Raw genomic sequence first — 21,675 nt, 5'->3', positions numbered from 1 at the left:
AAATAATCACTTGATACACAACAGAATAATGAACAAAAAAGTCTGTTTTATTGTGCAAAGGTCTCTATGTATATATGCAACGCTACTGCAGATGGGATGTGCAGTGGAGTTATTTTATTATTATTCTGCATTTTATCGTCCCTTTTGTGTACTTTTGCCCACGATACTAAAGAGTTATAGATTAGAAATAAAAAAGACTTATGCTTAACGTTGTAAGTAAGACTATCGATCTGGGGGACGGCCGTTCCATTAAGATCGAAACCGGCAAATTGGCCAAGCAAGCCGATGGTGCCGTGACAGTCACCATGGGCAATACGGTATTGCTCGCTACAGTTTGTGCAGCCAAAAACGCTAACCCCGGCTGCGACTTCATGCCTCTTCAGGTGGAATACAAGGAGAAATACTCCGCCATCGGACGCTTCCCCGGAGGATTCACTCGCCGTGAAGGCAAGGCTTCGGATTATGAGATCCTGACTTGCCGCCTTGTGGACCGCGCCCTTCGTCCGCTTTTCCCGGACAACTATCATGCAGAGGTATTCGTCAATGTGATCCTCTTTTCAGCCGACGGCGAGGATATGCCCGATGCCTTGGCCGGTTTGGCTGCTTCGGCAGCTCTCGCCGTCTCCGATATACCGTTCAACGGCCCTATCAGCGAAGTACGGGTAGCGCGTGTGGACGGCCGTTTTATCATCAATCCCACTTTCGAGCAGCTTGAGCGCGCCGACATAGACCTGATGGTCGGAGCCACGATGGACAACATCATGATGGTCGAAGGTGAAATGGACGAAGTACAGGAATCCGAAATGCTCGAAGGCATTCGCGTAGCACACGAAGCCATCAAGGTACAGTGCAAGGCACAGCTCGAACTGTCGGAAGCAGTAGGAAAGCTCCAAAAGCGCGAGTACTGCCACGAAGTGAACGATGAAGACCTGCGCAAGAAGGTACACGACGAATGCTACGCTCGCGCCTATGAGGTGGCGACCAGTGGCACCGGCAAACATGAACGCGGCGAAGCTTTTGAAAAGATCGTAGAAGAATTCAAAGCTCAGTATACAGAAGAAGAGCTCACTGAGAAGGGCGAAATGATAGCTCGCTACTACCATGATGTAGAAAAGGAAGCAATGCGTCGTGCCATCCTTGACGAAGGCAAACGTCTGGACGGACGCAAGACCACAGAGATCCGTCCCATATGGATCGAAACAGATTGCCTGCCCGGCCCGCATGGTTCAGCTATTTTCACTCGTGGTGAGACGCAGTCCCTCACGACCGTTACTCTCGGAACAAAGAGCGACGAAAAGCTCGTGGACGACGTACTCAACTATACGAAGGAACGCTTCCTGCTGCACTACAACTTCCCTCCTTTCTCCACCGGTGAAGCTCGCCCCCAGCGTGGTGTAGGCCGCCGCGAGATCGGTCATGGCAATTTGGCTCACCGTGCCCTCAAGCGCATGATACCGGCAGATTACCCTTACGTGGTACGCGTGATCAGCGATATATTAGAATCCAATGGTTCGTCCTCAATGGCTACTGTCTGCGCGGGAACTTTGGCTCTGCGCGATGCCGGCGTACAGATCCGCAAACCCGTATCCGGTATTGCCATGGGCTTGATCTCCGAAAATCAGGGTAAGAACTACGCCATCCTCTCGGATATACTCGGCGACGAAGACCACCTCGGCGATATGGACTTCAAGGTAACGGGTACGAAAGACGGTATCACGGCCACGCAAATGGACATCAAGGTAGACGGTCTCAGCTACGAGATTTTGGAGAATGCTCTGGAGCAAGCGAAGCAAGGACGCCTACACATCCTCGGTAAGATTATGGAAGCTCAACCCGAGACGAGAGACGACCTCAAGCCCCACGCCCCACGTATCGAGAAGATGCGCATCGGCAAGGAGTTTATCGGAGCCGTGATAGGCCCGGGCGGAAAGATCATTCAAGGTATACAAGAGAAGAGCGGCGCCACGGTGAACATCGAAGAAGTGGATGGCATGGGCGTTATCGAAATCAGCGGTACGAACAAGTCCTGCATCGATGCCGCGATCGGCATGATCAAGGGTATTGTGGCTATGCCGGAAGTTGGAGAAACCTATCCGGGCAAGATCACAAGTGTGATGCCCTATGGCTGCTTCGTCGAATTCCTCCCCGGTAAGGAAGGACTCCTGCACATCTCGGAAGTGGATTGGAAACGATTCGAGACCATCGAGGACACCAACCTGAAGGAAGGCGAATCCATCGACGTGAAGCTGCTCGACATAGATCCGAAGACCGGCAAATTCAAACTCAGCCGCAAGGTACTATTGGAAAAACCGGAAGGCTACGTGGAGCCTCAGCCGAGAGAGCGACGTGAGCGTCGCGAAGGCGGACGCGAGGGAGGTCGCAATTTCGAGCCTCGTGGAGGCGATCGTGAACATCGCGAGCCCCGCGGCTAAAACGCATCAAGTGAGACAAGCCACTGCTTCCGCAGCGTAATACGCCCCATCAGGAAAAGGGCTTATAGTCCTTAGGACAGTAATACTTTCTTATCCATCAGCGAGGCATCCCGCTTTGCTGATGGATTTGCTTTTATAAGGCATAGCCATTTCTACCTCTTGCGATGGATATACTCAGACTTCTTGTATTCGCCCAAAGCAGTATGGCCTAAGTGATGTATGTAAGTAGGAATCCAAAGCCGGATTAACGGCTGCGAGCCTCAACTCTTTTTAGTACACATTGGCAAGATCTTGGAGCTTATATCCATTTAGCCATATGGTTAGGTAGCGTATAGAATAATTTTACTTATTAATCGGTATTGCGGAGATGCATGGCTGACTATACCTTTGCCAATGTAATAGTAACACATTTGTTTAACCAAAGCCATTTGGTCTTAATGATGTAACCATTATAAAAGTGATAAATCGATCGCAGTCGGTAGGACTTCATAGAAATACCGAAAAAGAGCACTTCTCCGGGAGGAGAGGTGCTTTTTTGTTTTATATCCGCACAGAGAGAGGTGAGAATAGGAAAAGGTCAAAAATCGAAATCTATTTTCAGCGGCTCATCTCCTCCCAAAATAGAATCGGAGGACTCCGCCAAGCCCTCCACCTCTGTAGCCATATCGGAAAGTCTCTGCTCCATATCGGGCAAGCCAATGGCTTGTTCGCATCCGGGCACCTCACTCTTCTCTTCGAAAGACTTTAGCACGTCCAAAAAGGCTTCTGTGAATTTGGCAAAATCTTCACGATACAGGAAAACCTTATGCCGCGTCATTGCAGCACCTTCTTCGGCACTGTTGCTTTCGGTTATCACCAGATAGTCATTTCCTTTGGAATCGCGTTTGGCATCAATGTAGTAGAAGCGTTTGCCGGCTTTGACGCAGCGCGAATAAAGAGCGAAAGGCAATTTGTCTGTCATCGATCGATTGATTATGAAGCTGTTATACTATCTAACAATACCGTTTGTATACAGAAGGGGAATACATCGTCCGATTATATCGAGCGGCTCCACGGTTTACTCCGGACTATTATTCTACCGGAATCTTGAATATGGCGTGCATATCATCGAAACGGCGCAGACTGTCAGCCCCATAGGAGAGCATACTGCGTCTGACTGCTTCAAGTTTCTTCACACGGTGGAGTTTCGTTTTGGAAAAAAACTTATCGGCATAGCAAACGATCTTCTCCTCAATACTCATGGGGGTGTAAATACCCTCTGGGAGTGCAATCTGTCTGGCTGCAATATCCTCCGGAGTCAATCCGGACCCCGTATGGCGTTCGCAAACCAGTGCATGGCGCGGATAGCCCTCTTTGCGCAGAATATTGGCACCCAGATATCCATGCAGGATATAAGGTTCTTTCCCAAAACAGGCAATGCTCTCGGCATCGGTCAAGAATATACCGATATCATGCAGCATGGCAGCCTCTTCGACGAAGAGACGATCCGCCTGAAGTTCGGGATGGCTATCGACGACACGAAGAGCCATGACCGCCACATCGCGACTATGCTCTACTAAGATATGATATTGGTTGGTTCCCTCTGTGTAGTACTTATTGATGATACTGATCGGATTCATCATTTAGGGAAAGAGATTTAGACGGGAAGTGCCCGGAGCCGGGATCGAACCGGCACGAATTTGCATTCATTGGTGTTTGAGACCAACGCGTCTACCAATTCCGCCATCCGGGCAATTGTCTTTTCGAATACGGCGCAAAGGTAGAAAAATAATTCAATCCACAATGATTTCGCAGATAAAACCCAGGGCTTGGGAATTACAGAAATTACAGGAAGCCCGTTTGAATCTGTACGTGATCGCAAAGAAAGGCATAACTTTGCGAGCATCGAATCAACAAAAAATAAACCCGATACTATCTTATGCAACCTATCGTATCTCCATCTTTGCTGTCGGCCGACTTCCTGCATCTGGCCGACGATGTCGAAATGATCAATCGCAGCGAGGCCGACTGGCTGCATATCGACGTCATGGATGGCGTATTCGTCCCCAATCTTTCGTTCGGTTTTCCCATTCTCGAGGCTATCCGACTGATTTGTAAGAAGCCGCTCGATGTTCACCTGATGATCGTGGAGCCGATGAAGTTCGTGGACAGGCTCGCCGAACTGGGCGTTTATATGATGAACGTCCACTATGAAGCCAGTCCGCACCTGCATCGCTCACTGGCGGCGATTCGCAAGGCCGGCATGAAATCGGGCGTCACGCTCAATCCGCATACTCCCGTGGAGGTGCTGACCGACGTGCTGGAAGAGGCCGATATGGTGCTTCTGATGAGCGTAAACCCCGGATTCGGAGGACAGAAATTCATCGAAAGGACGATAGACAAGACGCAACGCCTGCGCCGAATGATCGATAGCCAAGGTCTGGATACGATTGTTCAGATCGACGGCGGTGTCAATGCCGCCACGGGAAAACGCCTGATCGAAGCAGGAGCCGATTCGCTCGTGGCCGGCAGCTATGTGTTCGGAGCAGAGAAGCCGGAAGAGGCCATCAGTCTGCTGAAGAGTTATAGCCGTTAGGCAGTTGGTATGCCGGTCTGCCCGAAGCCGTACTTTCGCCCCGGACCGTTTCTGTGGGTATTGCTTTTCCTGTCGATAGGCATAGGCCTGACGGAATACTTTCGCTCTCCTGTCGTTGCGCTTGGTGCGCTGACGACAGGATTTTTTCTTTATATCCTCAGTTTCTTTTTCCGTCCGGCTGTTGGAAAAAGGACTATTGCAGCTCTTCGTTTCGCCCCGATCGGCTTGCTTCTCGTTGCTGCGGGAGCTTTCTCTACACAGCTGACACGAGAGCGGCTGACAGCGTCTTCACGCTACAAGCTGTCTTCGTCCGACACCTTTCGGGTCATCGGGAATCCGGAGCCATGCGAAGGCAAGCTGCGGATGCAAGTGCAACTGTCCGAAGCCTCCTCCCCATCTTATATCCTGTACATCCGACACGAAGGAGAATACGAGCCGATCGTTCGTGGCGATATGCTCAAGCTCAGGAAATTCTATGCCCGATCGGCCGAAGAATGGGAGCAGCAAGCTCCTGCGATGGGGCGGTATATGGCCGGCAAGGGACTGTCCGGCAGTCTGCATGCCAAGACCGGAGATGTAGAAATCTTGCCGGCAGCCGAACGACCGTTCTCCCTCAGGCAAAAGGCTTTGGATCTGTCGGATCGCTTGGCTGCCACATTGTACGAACTCTCCCCTTGGCTACTGTCCGAATCGCAGCGTGCGATGCTCGAGACCATGTGTCTGGGGCGTGGGGGCGAAGCTCCTGATGTTCGCCGTAAGTTCGTCGCGGCAGGCGTGGCACATATCCTTGCGGTGAGTGGTTTTCACGTGGGTATCGTATTGGCTGCCCTCGGTTTTCTTATGCGCATTCTGCCGATACCGCAGCGATGGCGTCGGGCAGAGTGGTTGCTTCCGCTTGCAGGGGGATGGATATACGCATTCGTTTGCGGGCTGGGTGCTCCCGTAGTCCGAGCCATGCTGATGGCTACCTTATATATAGTCGGCAAATGCTTGGGCAGACCGGCGGATGGATTGAATATCTGGGCTGCGGCAGCTTGTATCACACTCGTGGTCGATCCTCTATCTTTCTATGATGTAGGATTTGTGCTCAGCTATGCTGCGGTAGCTTCTATCCTGATCTTCTTCAGACCGCTGGCGTCCTTGCTCCCCGATGTGCGGCAGCCTCTTCTCCGTCTGTGTCGTGATACCATGGCACTATGCCTCGCAGCACAGGCTTTCACCCTGCCGTTGGCGGCTCATTATTTCGGACATATCGGCATTATTTTCCTTTGGGCCAATCTTCCGCTTACCCTGCTGGTCGTTTTTCTGATTCCCCTTAGCCTTATCTATATGGTATTGGCAGCTGTCGGATTCCCTTTGGTGTTGCTGTCTCGAGTAGTCGGTATTTGTGCCGATGGGGCGGAGAGATTGGTCACTGCGGCAGCTGCTGTGTCGCCGAACGTGGAATACGCCTGGCAGCCTTCCTTGCCGGTCGCACTATGTATTATGGCTGTATTGCTTGCGGCAGGTATCCTTTGGCACGCAAATCGGCGACAATACGAGTGACAAGTCGCCTCTCATCCTCTTCGTCCACCAGCTTCTCTGCATTTACAATCACCTTTGCACGGCGATATATATCGCCTCGGAAAGCCATTTCTTCACGGATGTGGGAGAGCAGTTCTTCGCCGGTCTTGTCTTTCACCTTCGGCCTTGTCCGCTTGCATAACTCCAGACGAACGGCAAGAACCTCGTCCGAAACTTCCAAATATAGCGTCAGGCCGGCTTCGTTCATCAGCTCCATATTATCCGAATGACAGGACAATCCGCCCCCTGTGGCAATAATGGTATCCTCCATCCCCGATAGTTCCTCGATGACGACACGCTCTCGCCTGCGAAAAACCGCCTCGCCCTCGTCACGGAATATATCCGCCACGCACTTGCGAAATCGGTTCTCGATGAAGAAATCCGTATCAATAAAACGCCAGCCGAGCAGATCGGCCATCTTGCGCCCTACCGTACTCTTGCCGGAACCCATATAGCCAACGATAAAAATCGGAGCGTGCATCTTACCTCATCTTCTTATTGCCACCGATAGCAAAGCACCTGAAACGATCAGATGGCCCCTTGTGTCTCTTCGGTGGTGCTCTCACCTTCCGGAGCTTTCTTCTTCAACTCCGGATAGGTGATGCGTGAATGGTACATGATCTTGATCTTCTCGAAGAAAACTTCCTTGCAGATACGAATATCCTTGAATGTAAGAGGTGTATCCACGAGTAAACCGTCCTGTAAGATGCCATCGACTATCTTGTCGATAAGCTGCTTGATACCTTCTTCGGTATGGCGGCTGAGGCTTCGACTCGATGCTTCGATGGCATCTGCCATCATCAGTATACCGGTCTCCTTGCTGAATGGATTCGGCCCAGGATAGGTGAACGACTCCGGATCCACCTCTTTGTCGGGGTACTGATTGCAGTAGGAATTATAGAAGTATTTGGTCTTGCCCCGTCCGTGATGCGTCCGGATAAAGTCGATAACGGAGTCCGGCAGGCGGTGTTTCTGCGCCAAGGCAATACCGTCGGTCACATGACGAATGATAATGCGAGCACTCTCATCGAAAGGCAATTTGGAGTGCGGATTCTCTGCCCCCTGATTCTCTGTGAAATAGGATGGGTTCTTCATTTTTCCTATATCATGATAGAGAGCACCGGTGCGTACAAGCTGCACGTCTGCTCCGATCTTGGTGGCTGCCTCCGTAGCGAGGATGGACACTTGGATCGAATGCTGAAAGGTGCCCGGTGCAACCTCCGAGAGCTGACTGAGCAGTGGCGTATTGACGTCGCTCAGCTCTACCAAACTGATATTGGAAACGTAGCCGAAAGCACGCTCCATCAGATAGACGAGCAGGTAGCTGAACATGAGGAAGATCAGATTCACACCGAAATAGAGAATGTTCAGCCCGTCTTCCATCTCCACCCGACCGTCCTGCATCAGTGAGAACGAAAGCTGTACGATGGAATAAGTGAGGAAAACCAAAAAGGTCGTCCGAACCAACTGCAGGCGTGATGTCAGACGGCGCATACTGGTCACCGATACGATACCGGCCAGTACTTGCAAGAGGATAAACTCGTAAATGTCCGGTACGAACATGGCAACGATCAGGACATTGATCACATGGGCAAAAAATGCCGTGCGCGAATCATGAAACGTACGCACCAGAATGGGCAGAATGATAAAAGGAATGATATAGATATTGAACCATCCGAAGCTGATAGCCAACTCTGTAATCAGATTGATCACCAGAATCAGTGAGAGCACAAAGAAGGAATTGTGCAGCCGATCGAAAAAGGCAGGGCGGAACGAGAGCATATAAGTCCAAAGAGCCAGCAGCAGGAAGAAGATAATCAGAAAGATGCCGAGATTGCGTGTAAATCTGAGGGTCGTACCTCCCGAACGCTCTTCATAGGTCTTCTTGAACGACTGAAGGACATTATAAGTATAGGTGTCTACAATCTCGCCCGTACCGATTATACGTTCGCCGGCCTGTATCATTCCGGTCGATACCGATAGATTCTGTAGCTCTTCCTGTACCACCTGTCTGTGCATTTCGGGGCTTTCGGTGAGATTCACTCGCAAGTAGTTGGTCAGGTTCAGTCCGCGAAGAACTTCCCGATCCAACCCGGACGGAGCCTCTTCCACGAACATCTCATAAGCCTCCTTGAGCGTGTAGAAACGCGTAAGGGGTTCGCGATTCGAGTTTCGATTGGCTTGTAAGAGGTTGATCTCCATCACGTCATCGTCATGGAGAGCTTTGCTATCTTCATTGCTGATGAGGCCCTGTCTGTATATATTGCGCAGGAAGCCCACTACGTACTGGTCGTACATGGGCGACAATCTGCCCTTGTGATTTTTGTCATAGTCGCTGCGCCAAGCCAGTTGCATCTTCGCCCCGATCGTATCGTCCATCGTAAAATACGGCTTGATGGTATTGCGCAGACTGTCGCGCTCGGCATCGAGTATCACTTGAGGCTTGTATATCAGGAAATCATAAGGAGCCGTGAGCAGTTCATATTGCCATGGTTTGCCACGATAGAACTGGTATTTGAACTTCAGTTCCTGTGGGGCGAAAAGCGTGAGCATCATTGCCGTCAGGAAAAAGAAGATCAGCGATTTGTACTGAATTTTCATCTTCGTCTTCATTGCGAGAAAGTTAAATTATAGCTCTTGGTGTAGGGCGATACGAACGCTACCGGCATGCAACACGTTCGCTCACAGACTATAATTTGATTACCGCCAGTCCCACAAAGATAAAAGCAAAAAGGGTAAGTCCATGTGAGAGACTGAGCCATGTAAATAAAACGAGACCGCTCCAATGCGATATTGAAACGGTCTCTCGGAATGATTGGGGTGGACGATGGGACTCGAACCCACGACAGACGGAACCACAATCCGTTGCTCTACCACTGAACTACGCCCACCATCATAAATGGATGCTCCTGCGAGCAGCGGTGCAAAGGTACACATATCTTTCAATTGTGCAAGCCTCTTACCTGCCAATTCTACTCAATTATCCATCGGCTACGGCTGCCGAATCGGATTTCCGAGTTCCATTGCATGCAATTCATGCTACTTTTTGAGGCGATTCGACAGGATCGGTCTCGGATTTTTGGAGCCGAAAATGATGAAATTGCCGTCCATAAAAGCGAGAAAAAGCGCGCGAGATTTTTTTCGTTCCGGCGCGTAAAATTTTTACTTCCCGCGCCAATACAAAAATTTTCGCGAACCACGTTTTTGGGTGCCATACACAAAGAAAATCCCGAGCATAAAATAATATCGGCGGAATGAACACCGGATATTGAAAAACCATCTATCCAAGCCAGATTGCAACCACTGACAGAGCAGAAATCCCGGAGGTGTCAATAAGACGGTGTTCCTCTTGGTTCTTACTTTGAGTATAAGCATCGAACAGGCGTCTTATATATTGACGATTTTGGCTATTTTTGGTGCCCTAAGACCGCTTCAATGTTGATTTTCACGGGTTTTGCCACACCGAAGCGGGATCGTAGTCACGAAAATCCGGATATAGAAAAAAAACTTATGTCTAAGAAAGTTACATCATTTGCGCTCATGGCGGCATTGTCATTATTTGCTGCCACAGAGACATCGGCCCAGCTGACGGGCAGAACTATTTCGGCAGCATCGCAGACTGCCGGAAAGGTCAAGGTGGCCACTCCTCAGAAGCCGAGCTTCAGCCAAGGCAAAGTACAGGTATCGGTTATGCCGAGAAAGCAAAAAAAAGCGAACGATTATGGCACAGAGGTTAGCATTTTGAAAGAAGACTTTGCCGGCTTTACCGCCGGTTCTATAGGTGCACCGGATCTGAATACGGTACTGACCTATGCTTTCCCCGGCGAATGTGAATATCCTTGGATCAACTTCAAGCCCGGCTACACCCACCAAGAGGGTTGGGGTGCTGCTAATGTGTGGCAGGCCGGTGGCACCGTCTGCCTCAATGCAGATGGAGAGAATTTCTCCCACTTGAATACCCCCATGCTCAATGCTTCCGGCTATCAGAACATCGTTCTTGTACGCTTCGATGCCCGTACGGCAGATGATATCGCCAATCAGATCATGATAGAAGCGGCCGAAACGTTCAATATGAGCCCTACATGGGACATCCTCGGTGCTTATATCTTGCCTCCCGTTACTCCGGACTGGCAGACTTATGAGGTGATCTTCTACGGAGCGGGTTCATATTCGATATTCAATATCGTAGTCAACGATCATCCCGTCTATATCGACAACTTGGAGGTTTACCAGATCGACCAGCATGTGGGCACACCCAAAGCATTGCCCCACAGCAATTACAAGGGTACCAGCTTCAATGCCAACTGGAACAAGGTAGCAGGAGCCGAGGGCTATCTGTTGGATGTTTTCTCCGGTGGCAACGGGATGGATCCCGAATATTTGTTGCAAGGACAGGCTGTGAATGATACTACCTTCAACGTAACGAACGCCGAATCGGGCAAAACCTATTACTATCAGGTTCGTTCTCGCAAGGGAACTCACACCTCCATCGTATCCAAACCCATGGAAGTGTTTGACCTTGAAGCACCTAAGATGAATCCGGTGAACAATCTCGCTGCTTCCGCAGAAGAGGTAACCTATACTGCTTCATGGAACGCCGTACCTTCGGCCGAACGCTACAATTATTTCGCTCGCTTCAAGCGCACGGCTGCCGCTGATGGCGTATTCTTTGTTACCAACGAAAACTTCGATGGCATCAAGACTCCTACCGGAGAACTGACCGGCTGGACGATCGAAAATCCCTCTACCTATACGTACGATGAAGTCTACCTGGGCGATCTGGTACAGGCCGGTTGGAAAGGAACCAACTATGCTCCTTACACGGACTATATCTGCTTGGATGCATGGCAGTACATTTTCAATAAGAAAGATGCAGGTCTGATTTCACCGGAGTTGGATCTTTCCAAAAATGGTGGCAAGATAGACCTGAGCGTGAAGCTCTATGCTACGAAATACGTCGGTGACGATGGTCAGGGCAATGAGGTACAAGGTTATACGCGTGCTGCGATCGCTCTCTTCCAATATGATGAGACTCTCGGCGACTATGTTCAGTCCGAGCTGGTATATCTGAAAGAATCGGATGGACTGGTGGATCAGTGGAAGGTATTCAACGTTTCTCTGACGAAGGGAACGGCGCGTTCGGTAATCGGTATATACGCTGTGTATGCACCGGAGAACCTCTACGTAGACGACCTCAAGATCTCTCAGCAGTATAAAGCCGGCGAGAGTCTGATGGATCCGTTCCTCTTCAAGAGATATGTGGATGGCCAATCTGTTGATGTGATTGTGCCCCAGCAGGTATTCAATAACGAAATGTTCCACCAGGTGGCTGCCGTGAAGCATGGAGGCCAAGGTGTACAATACCAAGGCTATAAAATATCTGCTTACAGTCAGCTCGAATCTTTCGGCATCAGTCCTTCTCCCACGAGCCTGACTCCTTCCGTGAGCATGGCTAAGGCTATGGTGAAAGTCGTAGAGGACAATATCCATATCGACAATGTTCATGGCGAAGCCGTAAGCATCTACGACCTCAACGGCCGTTTGGTTTATAGCAACAACTCCGGCAACAAGTCTATCGTAGCGGATTTGGGCCAGGGCGGAACTTTCGTCGTTAAGGTGGGCAATCACTCCGTGAAGTTGTCTTACTAAAAAAACAGCTTATCCCCCCTCAGCGGGGACTTACAGGGTGTGTCGGAGCATGCGAGTGGCTTCGACACACCTTTTTTCTATGGGTACATTCAATATCATTTCTTGGCGCCGATGCCCACATCGGAAAAACGGTGGACCCCACGCAGACTTTAAGCAGACGAAATAAATCCGTTTCCTAGTTTTCATCAGGTCAAAATCTTAAATTTGTACGCTTATCCCTCTAAAATTATGAGAAGAATTGCTGCCATTACCTTCCTTTTGTTTTCTGCTTATCTGCTATCGGCACAAGATGCGAGCACGCTGGTGCGGCTCGTACGTATGCCACTCAAGAGTATTACCACGGAATACCCCAATAAGACGGGGCAGGTGATCAATGACGAAGCCGATGCCCGACTGACGCCCTCTCAGTTGCATCCAGTGTTCTACGGATCGTTCGACTGGCACAGCAGCGTACACAGCCATTGGATGCTGGTACATACGCTGCGAATTGTACCCGATATAGCCCTTCGGGATAGCATCGTTGCAGCTCTGGACCATTCATTTACGGCTGAGAAGCTTGCAGCGGAGGCCGCCTATTTCGACAGACCCGGAGGGGCGACGTTCGAGCGCACTTACGGTTGGGCTTGGCTTTTGAAGCTGGACGAGGAGTTGCTTCGGATGTCTCAGGATCCAGCCATGCCTCAGCACTTGGCAAGCCGCGCAGCCGAATGGCATCGGCATATGGCTCCCCTCTCACAAACCATCGTAGCCCGATGGAAAGCTTATCTTCCCAAGATGACCTACGCCGATCGAATCGGCACGCACTCCAACTCGGCTTTCGGTATGGCCTTTGCCTACGACTGGGCTGTAGCTGTAGGTGACAGTAGGTTTCAGGAAGCACTACGCCAAAAAGCGTTGGACGTCTTTGCTAATGACCGAGCCATACCGGCCGAATGGGAACCTAATGCCACGGACTTCTTCTCTCCCTCCTTGCAGGAAGCGGATCTGATGAGACGAGTCATGCCTGCCGATACTTATCGGCAATGGCTCAAGCATTTTTTTACGGCCGAGGGATTGGAACGCCTGTGTACGCCTCCCATCGTATCGGATCTGAACGATTATCACATAGTCCACTTGGTGGGACTTTCTTTCTCTCGGGCATGGTGTATGGGAGCCATAGCGAGGACTCTGCCGACGAACGACAGCATGGGCAAACGGCTGCGACAAGCAGCCAAGCTGCATTACGAAGAGGGCATGAAGCAGATATTCAACAGCAATTACGGTGGCGATCATTGGCTGGGTAGCTTTGCCACCTACGCCTATGAGGAGATAAAGTGGCTGACCGATCGGCCATAACGGAATGAGATATTCGTAAGAACGATGGAGATAGTTTTTTCGATCAAGTATCGAGCCGATTGGGGACAACGCCTCTGTATATCGGGTTCTTCGGCTGAATTGGGAAATTGGGACGAAGCACTTGCCTTGGAGCTGACAGCCACGGGCGAGGACAGATGGGTGGGACGTGTGATCATAGACGGCCGCCGCAAGGATATACAGTACTACTATCTGGTACGGGATGCTGACGGACACTCCGTTCGCAAGGAATGGAAGCGCATGCACCATCTGGTGTTGGATCATGGTTACAAACGGGTGTTGATGGACGATTACTGGATCGATCGACCGAAAAATGCACCTTTTTTCAGTTCTGCTTTTTACGATGTTTTCTTCCGCCATGAGGAGAAGCTGGAACGCGCCCCGAAACCAACGAAAGAGGGCGTCAAAGTCGTCATGCAGCTATATGCTCCATGCGTTCACCCTGACCAAAAGATTTATATGACGGGCAATAGCCCTGCTCTTGGCAACTGGTCTGTGCAGCAAGCCCGTGCCATGCACCATTTGGGAAAGGGCGAATGGTCTATCACGCTGGAGAAGGAGGAATTGCCCCCACTTTTGGAATATAAGTTTTTCATCGCCGGACAAGACGACTGCTCCGACATCCGTTGGGAAGAGGGCGAAAACAGATCTTACCGATTCGAAGAAACGGATGCCTACGGTGCCGTCTATTTGGCCGGTCTCTGTTTCCGCGAGGGTGACTATATGCCACGCTATGCCGGCACCGTCATCCCACTGTTCGGACTGCGTAGCCGCAAGGATTGGGGCATAGGAGACTTCGGCGCACTCCGCCGTATGGTGGATTGGGCGGCAATGACCGGCCAACGCATCATACAGCTCCTGCCCATCAACGACACCACTTACACACGCTCTTATCGCGACTCCTATCCGTATAATATAGTATCCGTCATTGCCATCCATCCTATCTATGCCGATTTGGATGCGCTACCACGACTGAAGGATAGTGCTCTGATGGCAAAAATGGAGAAGCAGGCCGAAGCACTGAGGGTGCTCGAGCAAACGGATTATCCGGCCGTGTTGGCTCTGAAGGAGGAATTTCTGCATGCCTTGTATCGACAGGAGGGGGCGAATGTGATGCGCAAGAAAGCTTTCCGCCAATTCGTCTCAGCAGCGGCCGATTGGTTGGATCCATATGCAGCTTTCTGCCATCTGCGTGATAAGTACGAGGGACTGCCGCTCCACCTGTGGCCTGAATATACGTGGGGAAAAAACCGAATCGAACGAATGGCGGTATCTCCCGAACTGAAAACGGAGACTAATTACTACCGCTTCGTACAGTTTTTACTCCACGAGCAGCTGCATGCCGTATCGGCCTATGCCGAAGAGAAAGGGATCCTGCTCAAAGGTGACATACCGATCGGAGTCAGCCCCAACAGTGTGGAGGTGTGGATGGAGCCGTCCCTGTTCGATACGGAACATGCAGCCGGATCTCCTCCGGATCAGTTCTCCGAGAATGGACAAAACTGGGGTTTCCCCATCTACCGATGGGACGTAATGAGCCAAAACGGCTTTGCCTGGTGGCGCAAGCGTTTCGAGAGCATGTCCGACTACTTCAAGGCTTTTCGCATAGACCATATATTGGGCTTTTTCCGAATATGGGAAATCCCTGTCAAGCATATTTCGGGCTTGCTGGGACATTTTAATCCGGCTATAGCCATGACCGAAAAGGAGATAAAGGAGTACGGCTTCCCGTTCGATGCCCGATTCTGCTCCCTTCCGCTCATTCATACGGATGACCTCAAGCCGATTTTCGGACGCTATGCAAGCGAAGTATGCTGTCGATACCTTCGTCCGTTCGATTCGGATTATTATACGCTGACGACGAAGAATTTCTATCAGACCGATATAGCGGCGTTAGACCCTGCAGCCGTTGTCGGAGGAGAGGACACGATCAGGGGTTTGATGCGTGTAGCCACGGAAGTATGCTTCGTTATCGACTCCGATAAGCCGGCAGCCTTTCACCCACGCATCCATTTCGAAAGATCCCTTCGCTATGCCCATCTGAGCTTGGAAGAAAAGAAAGCCTGGCAGCGTCTGTCGGACGACTATTTCTATAAGCGAAACGATGAACTGTGGAAGCAAGAGGCACTATCACGGCTGATACCGCTACTTTCCTCGACGGATATGCTCGTCTGTGTGGAGGATCTGGGGATGATCCCTGCTGCGGTGCCCACCGTAATGGAGCAGTTGCAACTGCTGTCCCTCGTTTTGGAAAGAATATCCAAGGAGCCGGGGCAGGACTTTGCCGATATGAGCCGACAGCCCTATTGCTCGGTATGTACCACGTCCACGCACGACATGGCACCCCTACGCCTTTGGTGGCAGGAGAACGAACCCCTTCGTCGGCATTACTATTCCATGATCCTCGGGGAAAAGGGTAGTGCGCCCGAGGCATGTACGCCGGAGACGGCTCACCGAATCCTTGGGCAGCACCTCCGCTCCTCATCCATGCTGGCCATTCTTCCGCTGGCCGACTGGCTGGCACTCTCCGGAGACTTGCAAGGAGCCGTCACACCCGAGGCCGAGCAGATCAACAAGCCGGAGATTTCCGACCACTACTGGCGTTATCGGATGCCCATTCCGATCGAAAGCCTTTCCGAAGACTATCGCGAGTTGAACGAATCGATAGCCTCCCTCATCCGCACTGCGGGGAGGGGATAATCGTCTGCCCATTGCTTTTGAGACCGGAAGCCACAGCCTTTGGGTATGAACATTGTACGACCTCGGTATGGAGCGAATTGGCTACTTTTGGGGGTGTCAAAAAGAAAGCATTAAGCAGATGAAACGGAAGACTCTCAACCTTGGCGGCCGGCTTTTCAGTCTGGAAAAACCCGTCGTAATGGGCATCATGAATATCACCCCCGATTCTTTTTACTCCGGCAGCCGCCTCTCAGGCGTGGACAGCGTACGGAGTCGGGCTCGCGAAATCGTGGAAGAAGGAGGGGCCCTGATCGACGTCGGCGCCTATTCCTCGCGCCCTAATGCCGATCACATATCGACTCAGGAGGAAATGGAGCGGCTGCGCCCGGCGCTGAAAATTTTGCGGGATGAGTTTTCGGACGTGCCCGTATCGGTGGATACCTTCCGTGCCGATGTGGCGAAGATGTGCGTAGAAGAGTACGGGGTGGCCATCGTCAATGACATTTCCGGCGGACAGCTCGACGGCGACATGTTCCGCACGGTGGCGGCTTTGCAAGTGCCCTATATCCTGATGCATATGCGGGGCACACCGGCTACGATGCAGAGCCTCACGGACTACGAGGACATTGCGGTGGATATACTGGATTACTTCGTGGAGCGCGTCGGGGAGCTGCGCGGATTGGGTCTGCACGACATTATCCTCGATCCGGGCTATGGCTTCAGCAAGACGCTGGAGCAGAATTACGAATTGCTATCGCGGCAGGAGGAGGCTTTCAGCGAGCTGGAGCTTCCCATTCTGGTCGGGATTTCGCGCAAGAGTATGATCTACAAACTGTTCGGCACCACTCCGGAGGAAGCGCTCAACGGTACCACGGCGCTCAATATGTACGGCGTCATGCATGGGGCGGACATCCTTCGGGTGCACGACGTACGGGAAGCGGTGGAAGTGTGCCGTATAGCGGATAAACTCGGCATCGTCAAATAGGAGCACTCTCTTTCTTGGAAACAAAAATTTTCACCACACACAAAAAAACATCTCGATCTCATGTTTCTCCAGTTTACCATCAAGGATATAATAGACATTCTGCTCGTGGCTTTATTCATCTATGCCATTTATACCACTTTCAAGCACTCGGGCAGTAAGGCTCTCTTCTCGGGGATTCTCACCTTCTTCGTCATCTGGATCATCGTATCGCAGATATTCCAGCTGCGTCTGATGGGAGCCATCCTCAATCAGTTCGTCAGCTTGGGGTTCTTCGTGCTGGTCATTCTTTTTCAGGGAGAGCTGCGCAAGATGCTCACGGCGATAGGCTCCACACGCCGATGGCGTTCGCTCAGGCGCCTTCTCAATAAGGAAAGGCGCGAGCAGGACTTGCAGGACGAACGCCGCATCATAGCCCCCCTGATGCTTGCCTGTATGAATATGGCTCGCAAGAAGACCGGTGCTCTCATCGCCATCCAGCAGGGAATAGACCTCACTCCGTTTGCCCATACGGGCGAGGTGTTCCGGGCAGAAGTAAATGCCCGACTGATCGAAAATATTTTCTTCAAGAACAGTCCGCTGCACGACGGTGCCATGGTCATTGCGGACAATAGCATCATTGCAGCCGGCTGTATCTTGCCGGTTGCATACAATACGGATCTGAACAAGGATTTGGGATTGCGGCACCGATCGGCTCTCGGCCTCTCGCAGGAGACGGATGCCAAGATCATCATTATCAGCGAAGAGAGAGGGCGGATTTCGTTTGCCTACCGCGGAGAGATTCATCAGGACATCACCACGGACGAGCTACAGCTCCTGCTCGAGGATTGATGAAGAGGAATCCCCTCAGAAGTGCAGGAAGACGTAGTACTGCAGTATCTCCATCAGCTGGCGGGACATACACAGCATGGCAAAGACAAAGCCGATAAGGCTAAGGGTCCAAAGCCGAATGGAATCGCCGGTATAGACTGCCGAGGGGTGGGCAGGGCATGAGGCTCCCAACCGACGGGAACGGGCATAGAGATAGACTCTATAGACAAAGTGCCCGACGATAAGTCCGACAGCGATACCCGGGATAATATCGGTAATGAAGTGTACTCCGATATAAATACGGCTATAGATGACGAGTGCGACGACGCCCCAGATCGTCCACGTGTAGAATTTATTCCGAAAAATGCGGCTCGTCAGCACTGCCAGCGATATATAATTCGTCGTATGCCCTGAGATAAATCCGTATTTTCCTCCTCGATAGCCGTAGACCGTCTTCACATAGTCGATAAAATCAGGGTGGTGCGAAGGGCGGAATCGTGCAAAGAAAGGCTTGAAAAAAGAAGAGGAGAGTTGGTCGCAGATGAGTACGCTCAGCAAGACTGCTCCTACGATGAAGAGGGCTTCTTTCGTCGGTTTCTTATAAAAAAGGAAGAACAGAAACACGATGGACATTACCACCCAAGTCCATTTAGCCGAGATCAAATAGAAGAAGCCGTCCAACAAAGGATGCTGTACTCCGTTCAGAGCCAAAAAGAGGTTTCTTTCTACTTCGAGAATGTATTCCAAAAACATATATGTAAGAGAGGTAAGTATCAGTCCACGGGAGAGACATGAATACGAGTGAGGACGGTCTGAGGAAGCCAGCCTTCCTTGCCATCAGCCAGTTCTATCGGGTACCAGCCGTCGATAGCCTCCCCTGTAATTCTAACACGCACGCCCTCATGAAGTTCAAAAAGGGTGGTGCCATCTTCGTCCGGAGAGCTCTTGACGTTGGCCACGGATGCCATCATGATGCAATAGCTATCGTCATGGAAATCAGCCTTGCGGCGGAAAGCGGCCAAATTGAGCAGGATACAAAAGAACAAACTGACCCAAGCAGCATAGAATCCCCCTCGCCGCAACTTCCGGCTTCCCCCTAACAGAAAAAGCAAAATACTACCGAGAAAAACAATAAAGCAGATAATCCCCGCTACTACGATTACACCCGACGAGACAGAATAGCAAAGACGTCGCCAGAGCTTGGCAGCGATACTCTCACTATCCGGTATCTTATCAAAGGCTTTGAGTCTGGCCATTTCCAGATTGACGCGTATATCCTTGTCATTCGGAGCCAGTCGGTAAGCGCGCTCGAACATGAGGATGGAAAGAGCCACCTCGCCACTCTTGTAATAGCAGCAACCGAGGTTGTAAAGCAACGACGCATCGGGCCGGTCTGTCTCGCGCAGGATTCGTTCGTATGCAGCAGCTGCTCGCCCATATTGCTTGGCATCGAACAAGCGGCGGATCTCCTCGGCGGATAAAATCTTTTCTACTGTCGAAGAATTGGCAGCCGATACCGTCTCGTCTTCCGACACAGCGATCGAGGAAGAATCCACAGGCAAGAATACCGATCGGCGAACGGAGGTGTCCGGATCTTGTGCCTGTAAGGACAGCATGGAGCCGATCGACACAAAAAGGATCAAGGATAAAACCGCAATATGGCGTAGTACAGGCGTTCTCATCTTTTCAAGGTTTTAGTGCTGTCAATCTGCTCGATTATACTGCAAACCCGTTCATATACGGAGTCCATCGCTGCGTGCTCATTGCTCTCGGGAGCATATCGGGCAAATTCGCAAGTCTCGATCAGCTGCATAAGCTCCCCGATAAGAGCTTCGGACACATGACCGGCTTGCGCAAGCCGGTCGGCTACATTATCCTTATTCAATTCCGACACGGCTATTCCCAGCTTATCACCCCAATAGCCCCAAATGGCTCTGAGCACTTCTTCGTAGAAGAGATCGCCCCGTCCGCTCTGTTTATATTCGGCTGCTTGTCGCAGACGTTTGACGGCAACTTTGTTAGCCTTGCGCCATCGCATACCGGCTTCGTCGGCTATCATCTTCATCCTTCGACGATAGAGGAAAAGCAGCACTAACGCAGCCACAAGCAAGAATAGATAGATACTCCAATAAGCAGCCGAAAAAGCAAAGAAAGAAGGCGAAGAAGAAGTTGTAAGGGGCTTCAAGTAACGAATATCCTGCCCCAACATCTTGACCGCATCAGATCCTGAGCCACTCATCGTAGCACTCTCACCTTTTCCCTTCGCTACCTGTATGGTGAATTCCTGCGTGGAAGCCGTTTTGTAAGAACGGGATACAGGGTCGAAATAAGGTATGCTTATGGCCGGTATGGTAAACTTCCCCGTCTGACGAGGTACCACATAATACTCGATCGTACGCTGTCCATCGGCTCCCGATGCACTTACGCGAAGGCTGCTCTCAGCCTTGGAGTCGTATTGCTCGAAGCTGTCGGGGAATCTCACTTTAGGATCTCCCATCAGCTTGATATTGCCGCTTCCGTTAATGACGAGCTTGAGTGTAAGGGCTTCGTTTGTTTTGGCCTGACGGTTATTGAAAGAAGCTGAGATCCGATAATTACCGACGGCACCATCGAATCCTTGGGGTTTCGGTTCCGGCAAGGGAGCGACATCTATTGTGACCGGATTGGTGGTCAGAGTCCTCCGCACATTCTCATACGGCTGGAGAACAAAGAAGTCATCTATGTCGTCTATCTCCCGTCGTACCGCTACCACGACACGGAAGTTACCCGATGGGATAATCAGCTTGCCGCTTTTTTGAGGGAAGAGCAGCGACTGCTTGAGAACGGCTGTCTGATAGTTCCGCCCTTCATAGCTTTCAAGGCTGTATTGCTTCTCTGCATTGTCCTCCACATCCTGTGATATAAACCCTTCGTATTCGGGGAATTTGACCTGCTCGAACTGCAAATTGGGATGGAGAGTGTAGAGCTTATAAGTGACGAGGATGGCTTCCTGTTCGTACACTTTGGTCTTATTGATGATGGTTCGGACAAACAAACTACCGGCATCGACCCGTGAGGAAGAAGAGGACTTAGTATTTTTCGATGATTTCTTGTCGGCCGGAAGTACCTTGATGGATACCTGCTTGGTCTTATAATCTCGGTCATTGGCACGGATGGAAGCCGGCCCGATCTGAAAGGTGCCGACCGACTTGGGCATCAGCGTGTACGTATAAGTGATGCTTCGAGACGAAGTGGTCTTGCCATTGGAAATGGAACTGAATGAGCTTCTAGCGGTAGCCGGGCCAAAAAGGACTTCGAAGTCGCTCATGGCAGGAGCTTTGAACTCCGCTCCATTAGCATCTTTGAGGGTAAAACTCACTCTGAATTGCTCCCCCATCGCCACACTTGCAGGGGCCTGAACCGTGAAAGACACCTGTGCATGGGTCCACCAAGAGAGACACAAGAAAAGGCTTGCCAGTATATATCGCACCTTAATCATCGTATAGTCCGTGATTATTGAGATCTGTTTTCTTTCTTAATGCCGGCATTATAAAAACTATCAGAAGGTTTCAACCGGTAGCTATTTTGTTTTCAGCAGGTTGCTAAAATACATATTCCTTTCGGGAGCTGTGGGAATAATAGCATCGAAACGA

The 21,675-nt window shown here is 51.0% G+C and carries 17 protein-coding genes and 2 tRNA genes; 9 read left to right on the top strand and 10 right to left on the bottom strand.

The features are described 5' to 3' along the window. Nucleotides 1-200: 200 nt before the first annotated feature. The gene (locus HQ50_RS06765) at nt 201-2,432 is read left to right on the top strand and encodes a polyribonucleotide nucleotidyltransferase (RefSeq protein WP_018965182.1); all 2,232 of its coding nucleotides are present in this window, start codon (nt 201-203) and stop codon (nt 2,430-2,432) included. Nucleotides 2,433-3,009: 577 nt separating this feature from the next. Here HQ50_RS06765 and HQ50_RS06760 read toward each other — a convergent pair. The 3 genes from HQ50_RS06760 to HQ50_RS06750 all read right to left on the bottom strand — a co-directional run bounded on the left by HQ50_RS06760 (nt 3,010) and on the right by HQ50_RS06750 (nt 4,164). Then, entirely contained in the window at nt 3,010-3,393 is a 384-nt protein-coding gene (locus tag HQ50_RS06760; protein ID WP_039418266.1) for a DUF3276 family protein, read from the bottom strand. A gap of 109 nt (nt 3,394-3,502) precedes the next feature. After that, entirely contained in the window at nt 3,503-4,054 is a 552-nt protein-coding gene (locus HQ50_RS06755; RefSeq protein ID WP_039429262.1) for an HD domain-containing protein, read from the bottom strand. 26 nt (nt 4,055-4,080) lie between these two features. Next, nucleotides 4,081-4,164, bottom strand: a tRNA-Leu gene (locus tag HQ50_RS06750). A gap of 186 nt (nt 4,165-4,350) precedes the next feature. Between HQ50_RS06750 and rpe the strand changes: the two genes are divergently transcribed. Together rpe and HQ50_RS06740 are read left to right on the top strand one after the other, a co-directional pair. Continuing rightward, nucleotides 4,351-5,007, top strand: a complete 657-nt coding sequence (rpe, locus tag HQ50_RS06745; RefSeq protein WP_039429261.1) for a ribulose-phosphate 3-epimerase — start codon at nt 4,351-4,353, stop codon at nt 5,005-5,007. A 9-nt stretch (nt 5,008-5,016) separates the two neighbouring features. After that, entirely contained in the window at nt 5,017-6,552 is a 1,536-nt protein-coding gene (locus HQ50_RS06740) for a ComEC/Rec2 family competence protein (RefSeq protein ID WP_039429260.1), read from the top strand. Here the strand turns inward: HQ50_RS06740 and HQ50_RS06735 are convergent. From HQ50_RS06735 to HQ50_RS12610, 4 genes are all read right to left on the bottom strand, one after another. Continuing rightward, nucleotides 6,491-7,051: a shikimate kinase gene (locus HQ50_RS06735; RefSeq protein WP_018965187.1), complete on the bottom strand. Its 561-nt coding sequence runs from the start codon at nt 7,049-7,051 to the stop codon at nt 6,491-6,493. The two genes, HQ50_RS06740 and HQ50_RS06735, sit on opposite strands and share 62 nt — an antisense overlap. 47 nt (nt 7,052-7,098) lie before the next feature. Beyond that, nucleotides 7,099-9,183, bottom strand: coding sequence for an HD family phosphohydrolase (locus HQ50_RS06730; protein ID WP_039429259.1), 2,085 nt, complete (start codon nt 9,181-9,183; stop codon nt 7,099-7,101). Between the two features lie 203 nt (nt 9,184-9,386). Next, a tRNA-His gene (locus HQ50_RS06725) sits at nt 9,387-9,461 on the bottom strand. 143 nt (nt 9,462-9,604) lie between these two features. Then, nucleotides 9,605-9,748, bottom strand: a complete 144-nt coding sequence (locus tag HQ50_RS12610; RefSeq protein WP_230587216.1) for a DUF1661 domain-containing protein — start codon at nt 9,746-9,748, stop codon at nt 9,605-9,607. Between HQ50_RS12610 and HQ50_RS12605 the strand changes: the two genes are divergently transcribed. The 6 genes from HQ50_RS12605 (at nt 9,705) to cdaA (ending at nt 18,064) form a co-directional block, all read left to right on the top strand. Then, on the top strand, nt 9,705-9,809 hold the full coding sequence (locus tag HQ50_RS12605; RefSeq protein WP_152566903.1) for a DUF1661 domain-containing protein: 105 nt from the start codon (nt 9,705-9,707) through the stop codon (nt 9,807-9,809). The genes HQ50_RS12610 and HQ50_RS12605 overlap by 44 nt on opposite strands. Nucleotides 9,810-10,080: 271 nt before the next feature. After that, the gene (locus tag HQ50_RS06715; protein WP_026292217.1) at nt 10,081-12,219 is read left to right on the top strand and encodes a hypothetical protein; all 2,139 of its coding nucleotides are present in this window, start codon (nt 10,081-10,083) and stop codon (nt 12,217-12,219) included. A 228-nt stretch (nt 12,220-12,447) separates the two neighbouring features. After that, nucleotides 12,448-13,554 carry a DUF2891 domain-containing protein gene (locus HQ50_RS06710; protein WP_039421487.1) on the top strand — a complete coding sequence of 369 codons (1,107 nt, stop codon included), beginning with the start codon at nt 12,448-12,450 and terminating at the stop codon, nt 13,552-13,554. A 24-nt stretch (nt 13,555-13,578) separates the two neighbouring features. Beyond that, nucleotides 13,579-16,272, top strand: a complete 2,694-nt coding sequence (malQ, locus tag HQ50_RS06705; protein WP_039429257.1) for a 4-alpha-glucanotransferase — start codon at nt 13,579-13,581, stop codon at nt 16,270-16,272. Nucleotides 16,273-16,390: 118 nt separating this feature from the next. Further along, complete coding sequence (gene folP, locus HQ50_RS06700) at nt 16,391-17,236, top strand: dihydropteroate synthase (protein WP_039429256.1); 846 nt, start codon at nt 16,391-16,393, stop codon at nt 17,234-17,236. A 60-nt stretch (nt 17,237-17,296) separates the two neighbouring features. Beyond that, the gene (cdaA, locus tag HQ50_RS06695) at nt 17,297-18,064 is read left to right on the top strand and encodes a diadenylate cyclase CdaA (protein ID WP_018965194.1); all 768 of its coding nucleotides are present in this window, start codon (nt 17,297-17,299) and stop codon (nt 18,062-18,064) included. Between the two features lie 15 nt (nt 18,065-18,079). Here cdaA and lpxF read toward each other — a convergent pair whose 3' ends face one another. The 3 genes from lpxF to HQ50_RS06680 are packed head-to-tail and all read right to left on the bottom strand — an operon-like array spanning nt 18,080 to nt 21,521. Then, the gene (gene lpxF / locus HQ50_RS06690) at nt 18,080-18,796 is read right to left on the bottom strand and encodes a lipid A C4-phosphatase (RefSeq protein WP_039429255.1); all 717 of its coding nucleotides are present in this window, start codon (nt 18,794-18,796) and stop codon (nt 18,080-18,082) included. A gap of 20 nt (nt 18,797-18,816) precedes the next feature. After that, nucleotides 18,817-19,725, bottom strand: coding sequence for an SH3 domain-containing protein (locus HQ50_RS06685; protein ID WP_039429254.1), 909 nt, complete (start codon nt 19,723-19,725; stop codon nt 18,817-18,819). After that, the gene (locus tag HQ50_RS06680) at nt 19,722-21,521 is read right to left on the bottom strand and encodes a BatD family protein (protein WP_039429253.1); all 1,800 of its coding nucleotides are present in this window, start codon (nt 21,519-21,521) and stop codon (nt 19,722-19,724) included. Before HQ50_RS06680 ends, HQ50_RS06685 begins: the two co-directional genes overlap by 4 nt. Between the last annotated feature and the right edge of the window lie 154 nt (nt 21,522-21,675).

The organism is Porphyromonas sp. COT-052 OH4946 (genome assembly GCF_000765965.1).
Classification (GTDB): domain Bacteria; phylum Bacteroidota; class Bacteroidia; order Bacteroidales; family Porphyromonadaceae; genus Porphyromonas; species Porphyromonas gulae.
This window is presented reverse-complemented; position numbering and strand designations above follow the sequence as displayed.

What these genes read in the sequence shown, in the direction of transcription:
- HQ50_RS06710 (WP_039421487.1), top strand. Translation starts at nt 12,448, where the DNA reads ATGAGAAGAATTGCTGCCATTACCTTCCTTTTGTTTTCTGCTTATCTG.
- rpe (WP_039429261.1), top strand. Translation starts at nt 4,351, where the DNA reads ATGCAACCTATCGTATCTCCATCTTTGCTGTCGGCCGACTTCCTGCAT.
- malQ (WP_039429257.1), top strand. Translation starts at nt 13,579, where the DNA reads ATGGAGATAGTTTTTTCGATCAAGTATCGAGCCGATTGGGGACAACGC.
- HQ50_RS06730 (WP_039429259.1), bottom strand. Translation starts at nt 9,183, where the DNA reads ATGAAGACGAAGATGAAAATTCAGTACAAATCGCTGATCTTCTTTTTC.
- HQ50_RS06735 (WP_018965187.1), bottom strand. Translation starts at nt 7,051, where the DNA reads ATGCACGCTCCGATTTTTATCGTTGGCTATATGGGTTCCGGCAAGAGT.
- HQ50_RS06680 (WP_039429253.1), bottom strand. Translation starts at nt 21,521, where the DNA reads ATGATTAAGGTGCGATATATACTGGCAAGCCTTTTCTTGTGTCTCTCT.
- folP (WP_039429256.1), top strand. Translation starts at nt 16,391, where the DNA reads ATGAAACGGAAGACTCTCAACCTTGGCGGCCGGCTTTTCAGTCTGGAA.
- HQ50_RS06715 (WP_026292217.1), top strand. Translation starts at nt 10,081, where the DNA reads ATGTCTAAGAAAGTTACATCATTTGCGCTCATGGCGGCATTGTCATTA.
- cdaA (WP_018965194.1), top strand. Translation starts at nt 17,297, where the DNA reads ATGTTTCTCCAGTTTACCATCAAGGATATAATAGACATTCTGCTCGTG.
- HQ50_RS06765 (WP_018965182.1), top strand. Translation starts at nt 201, where the DNA reads ATGCTTAACGTTGTAAGTAAGACTATCGATCTGGGGGACGGCCGTTCC.
- lpxF (WP_039429255.1), bottom strand. Translation starts at nt 18,796, where the DNA reads ATGTTTTTGGAATACATTCTCGAAGTAGAAAGAAACCTCTTTTTGGCT.
- HQ50_RS06740 (WP_039429260.1), top strand. Translation starts at nt 5,017, where the DNA reads ATGCCGGTCTGCCCGAAGCCGTACTTTCGCCCCGGACCGTTTCTGTGG.
- HQ50_RS06685 (WP_039429254.1), bottom strand. Translation starts at nt 19,725, where the DNA reads ATGAGAACGCCTGTACTACGCCATATTGCGGTTTTATCCTTGATCCTT.
- HQ50_RS06760 (WP_039418266.1), bottom strand. Translation starts at nt 3,393, where the DNA reads ATGACAGACAAATTGCCTTTCGCTCTTTATTCGCGCTGCGTCAAAGCC.
- HQ50_RS06755 (WP_039429262.1), bottom strand. Translation starts at nt 4,054, where the DNA reads ATGATGAATCCGATCAGTATCATCAATAAGTACTACACAGAGGGAACC.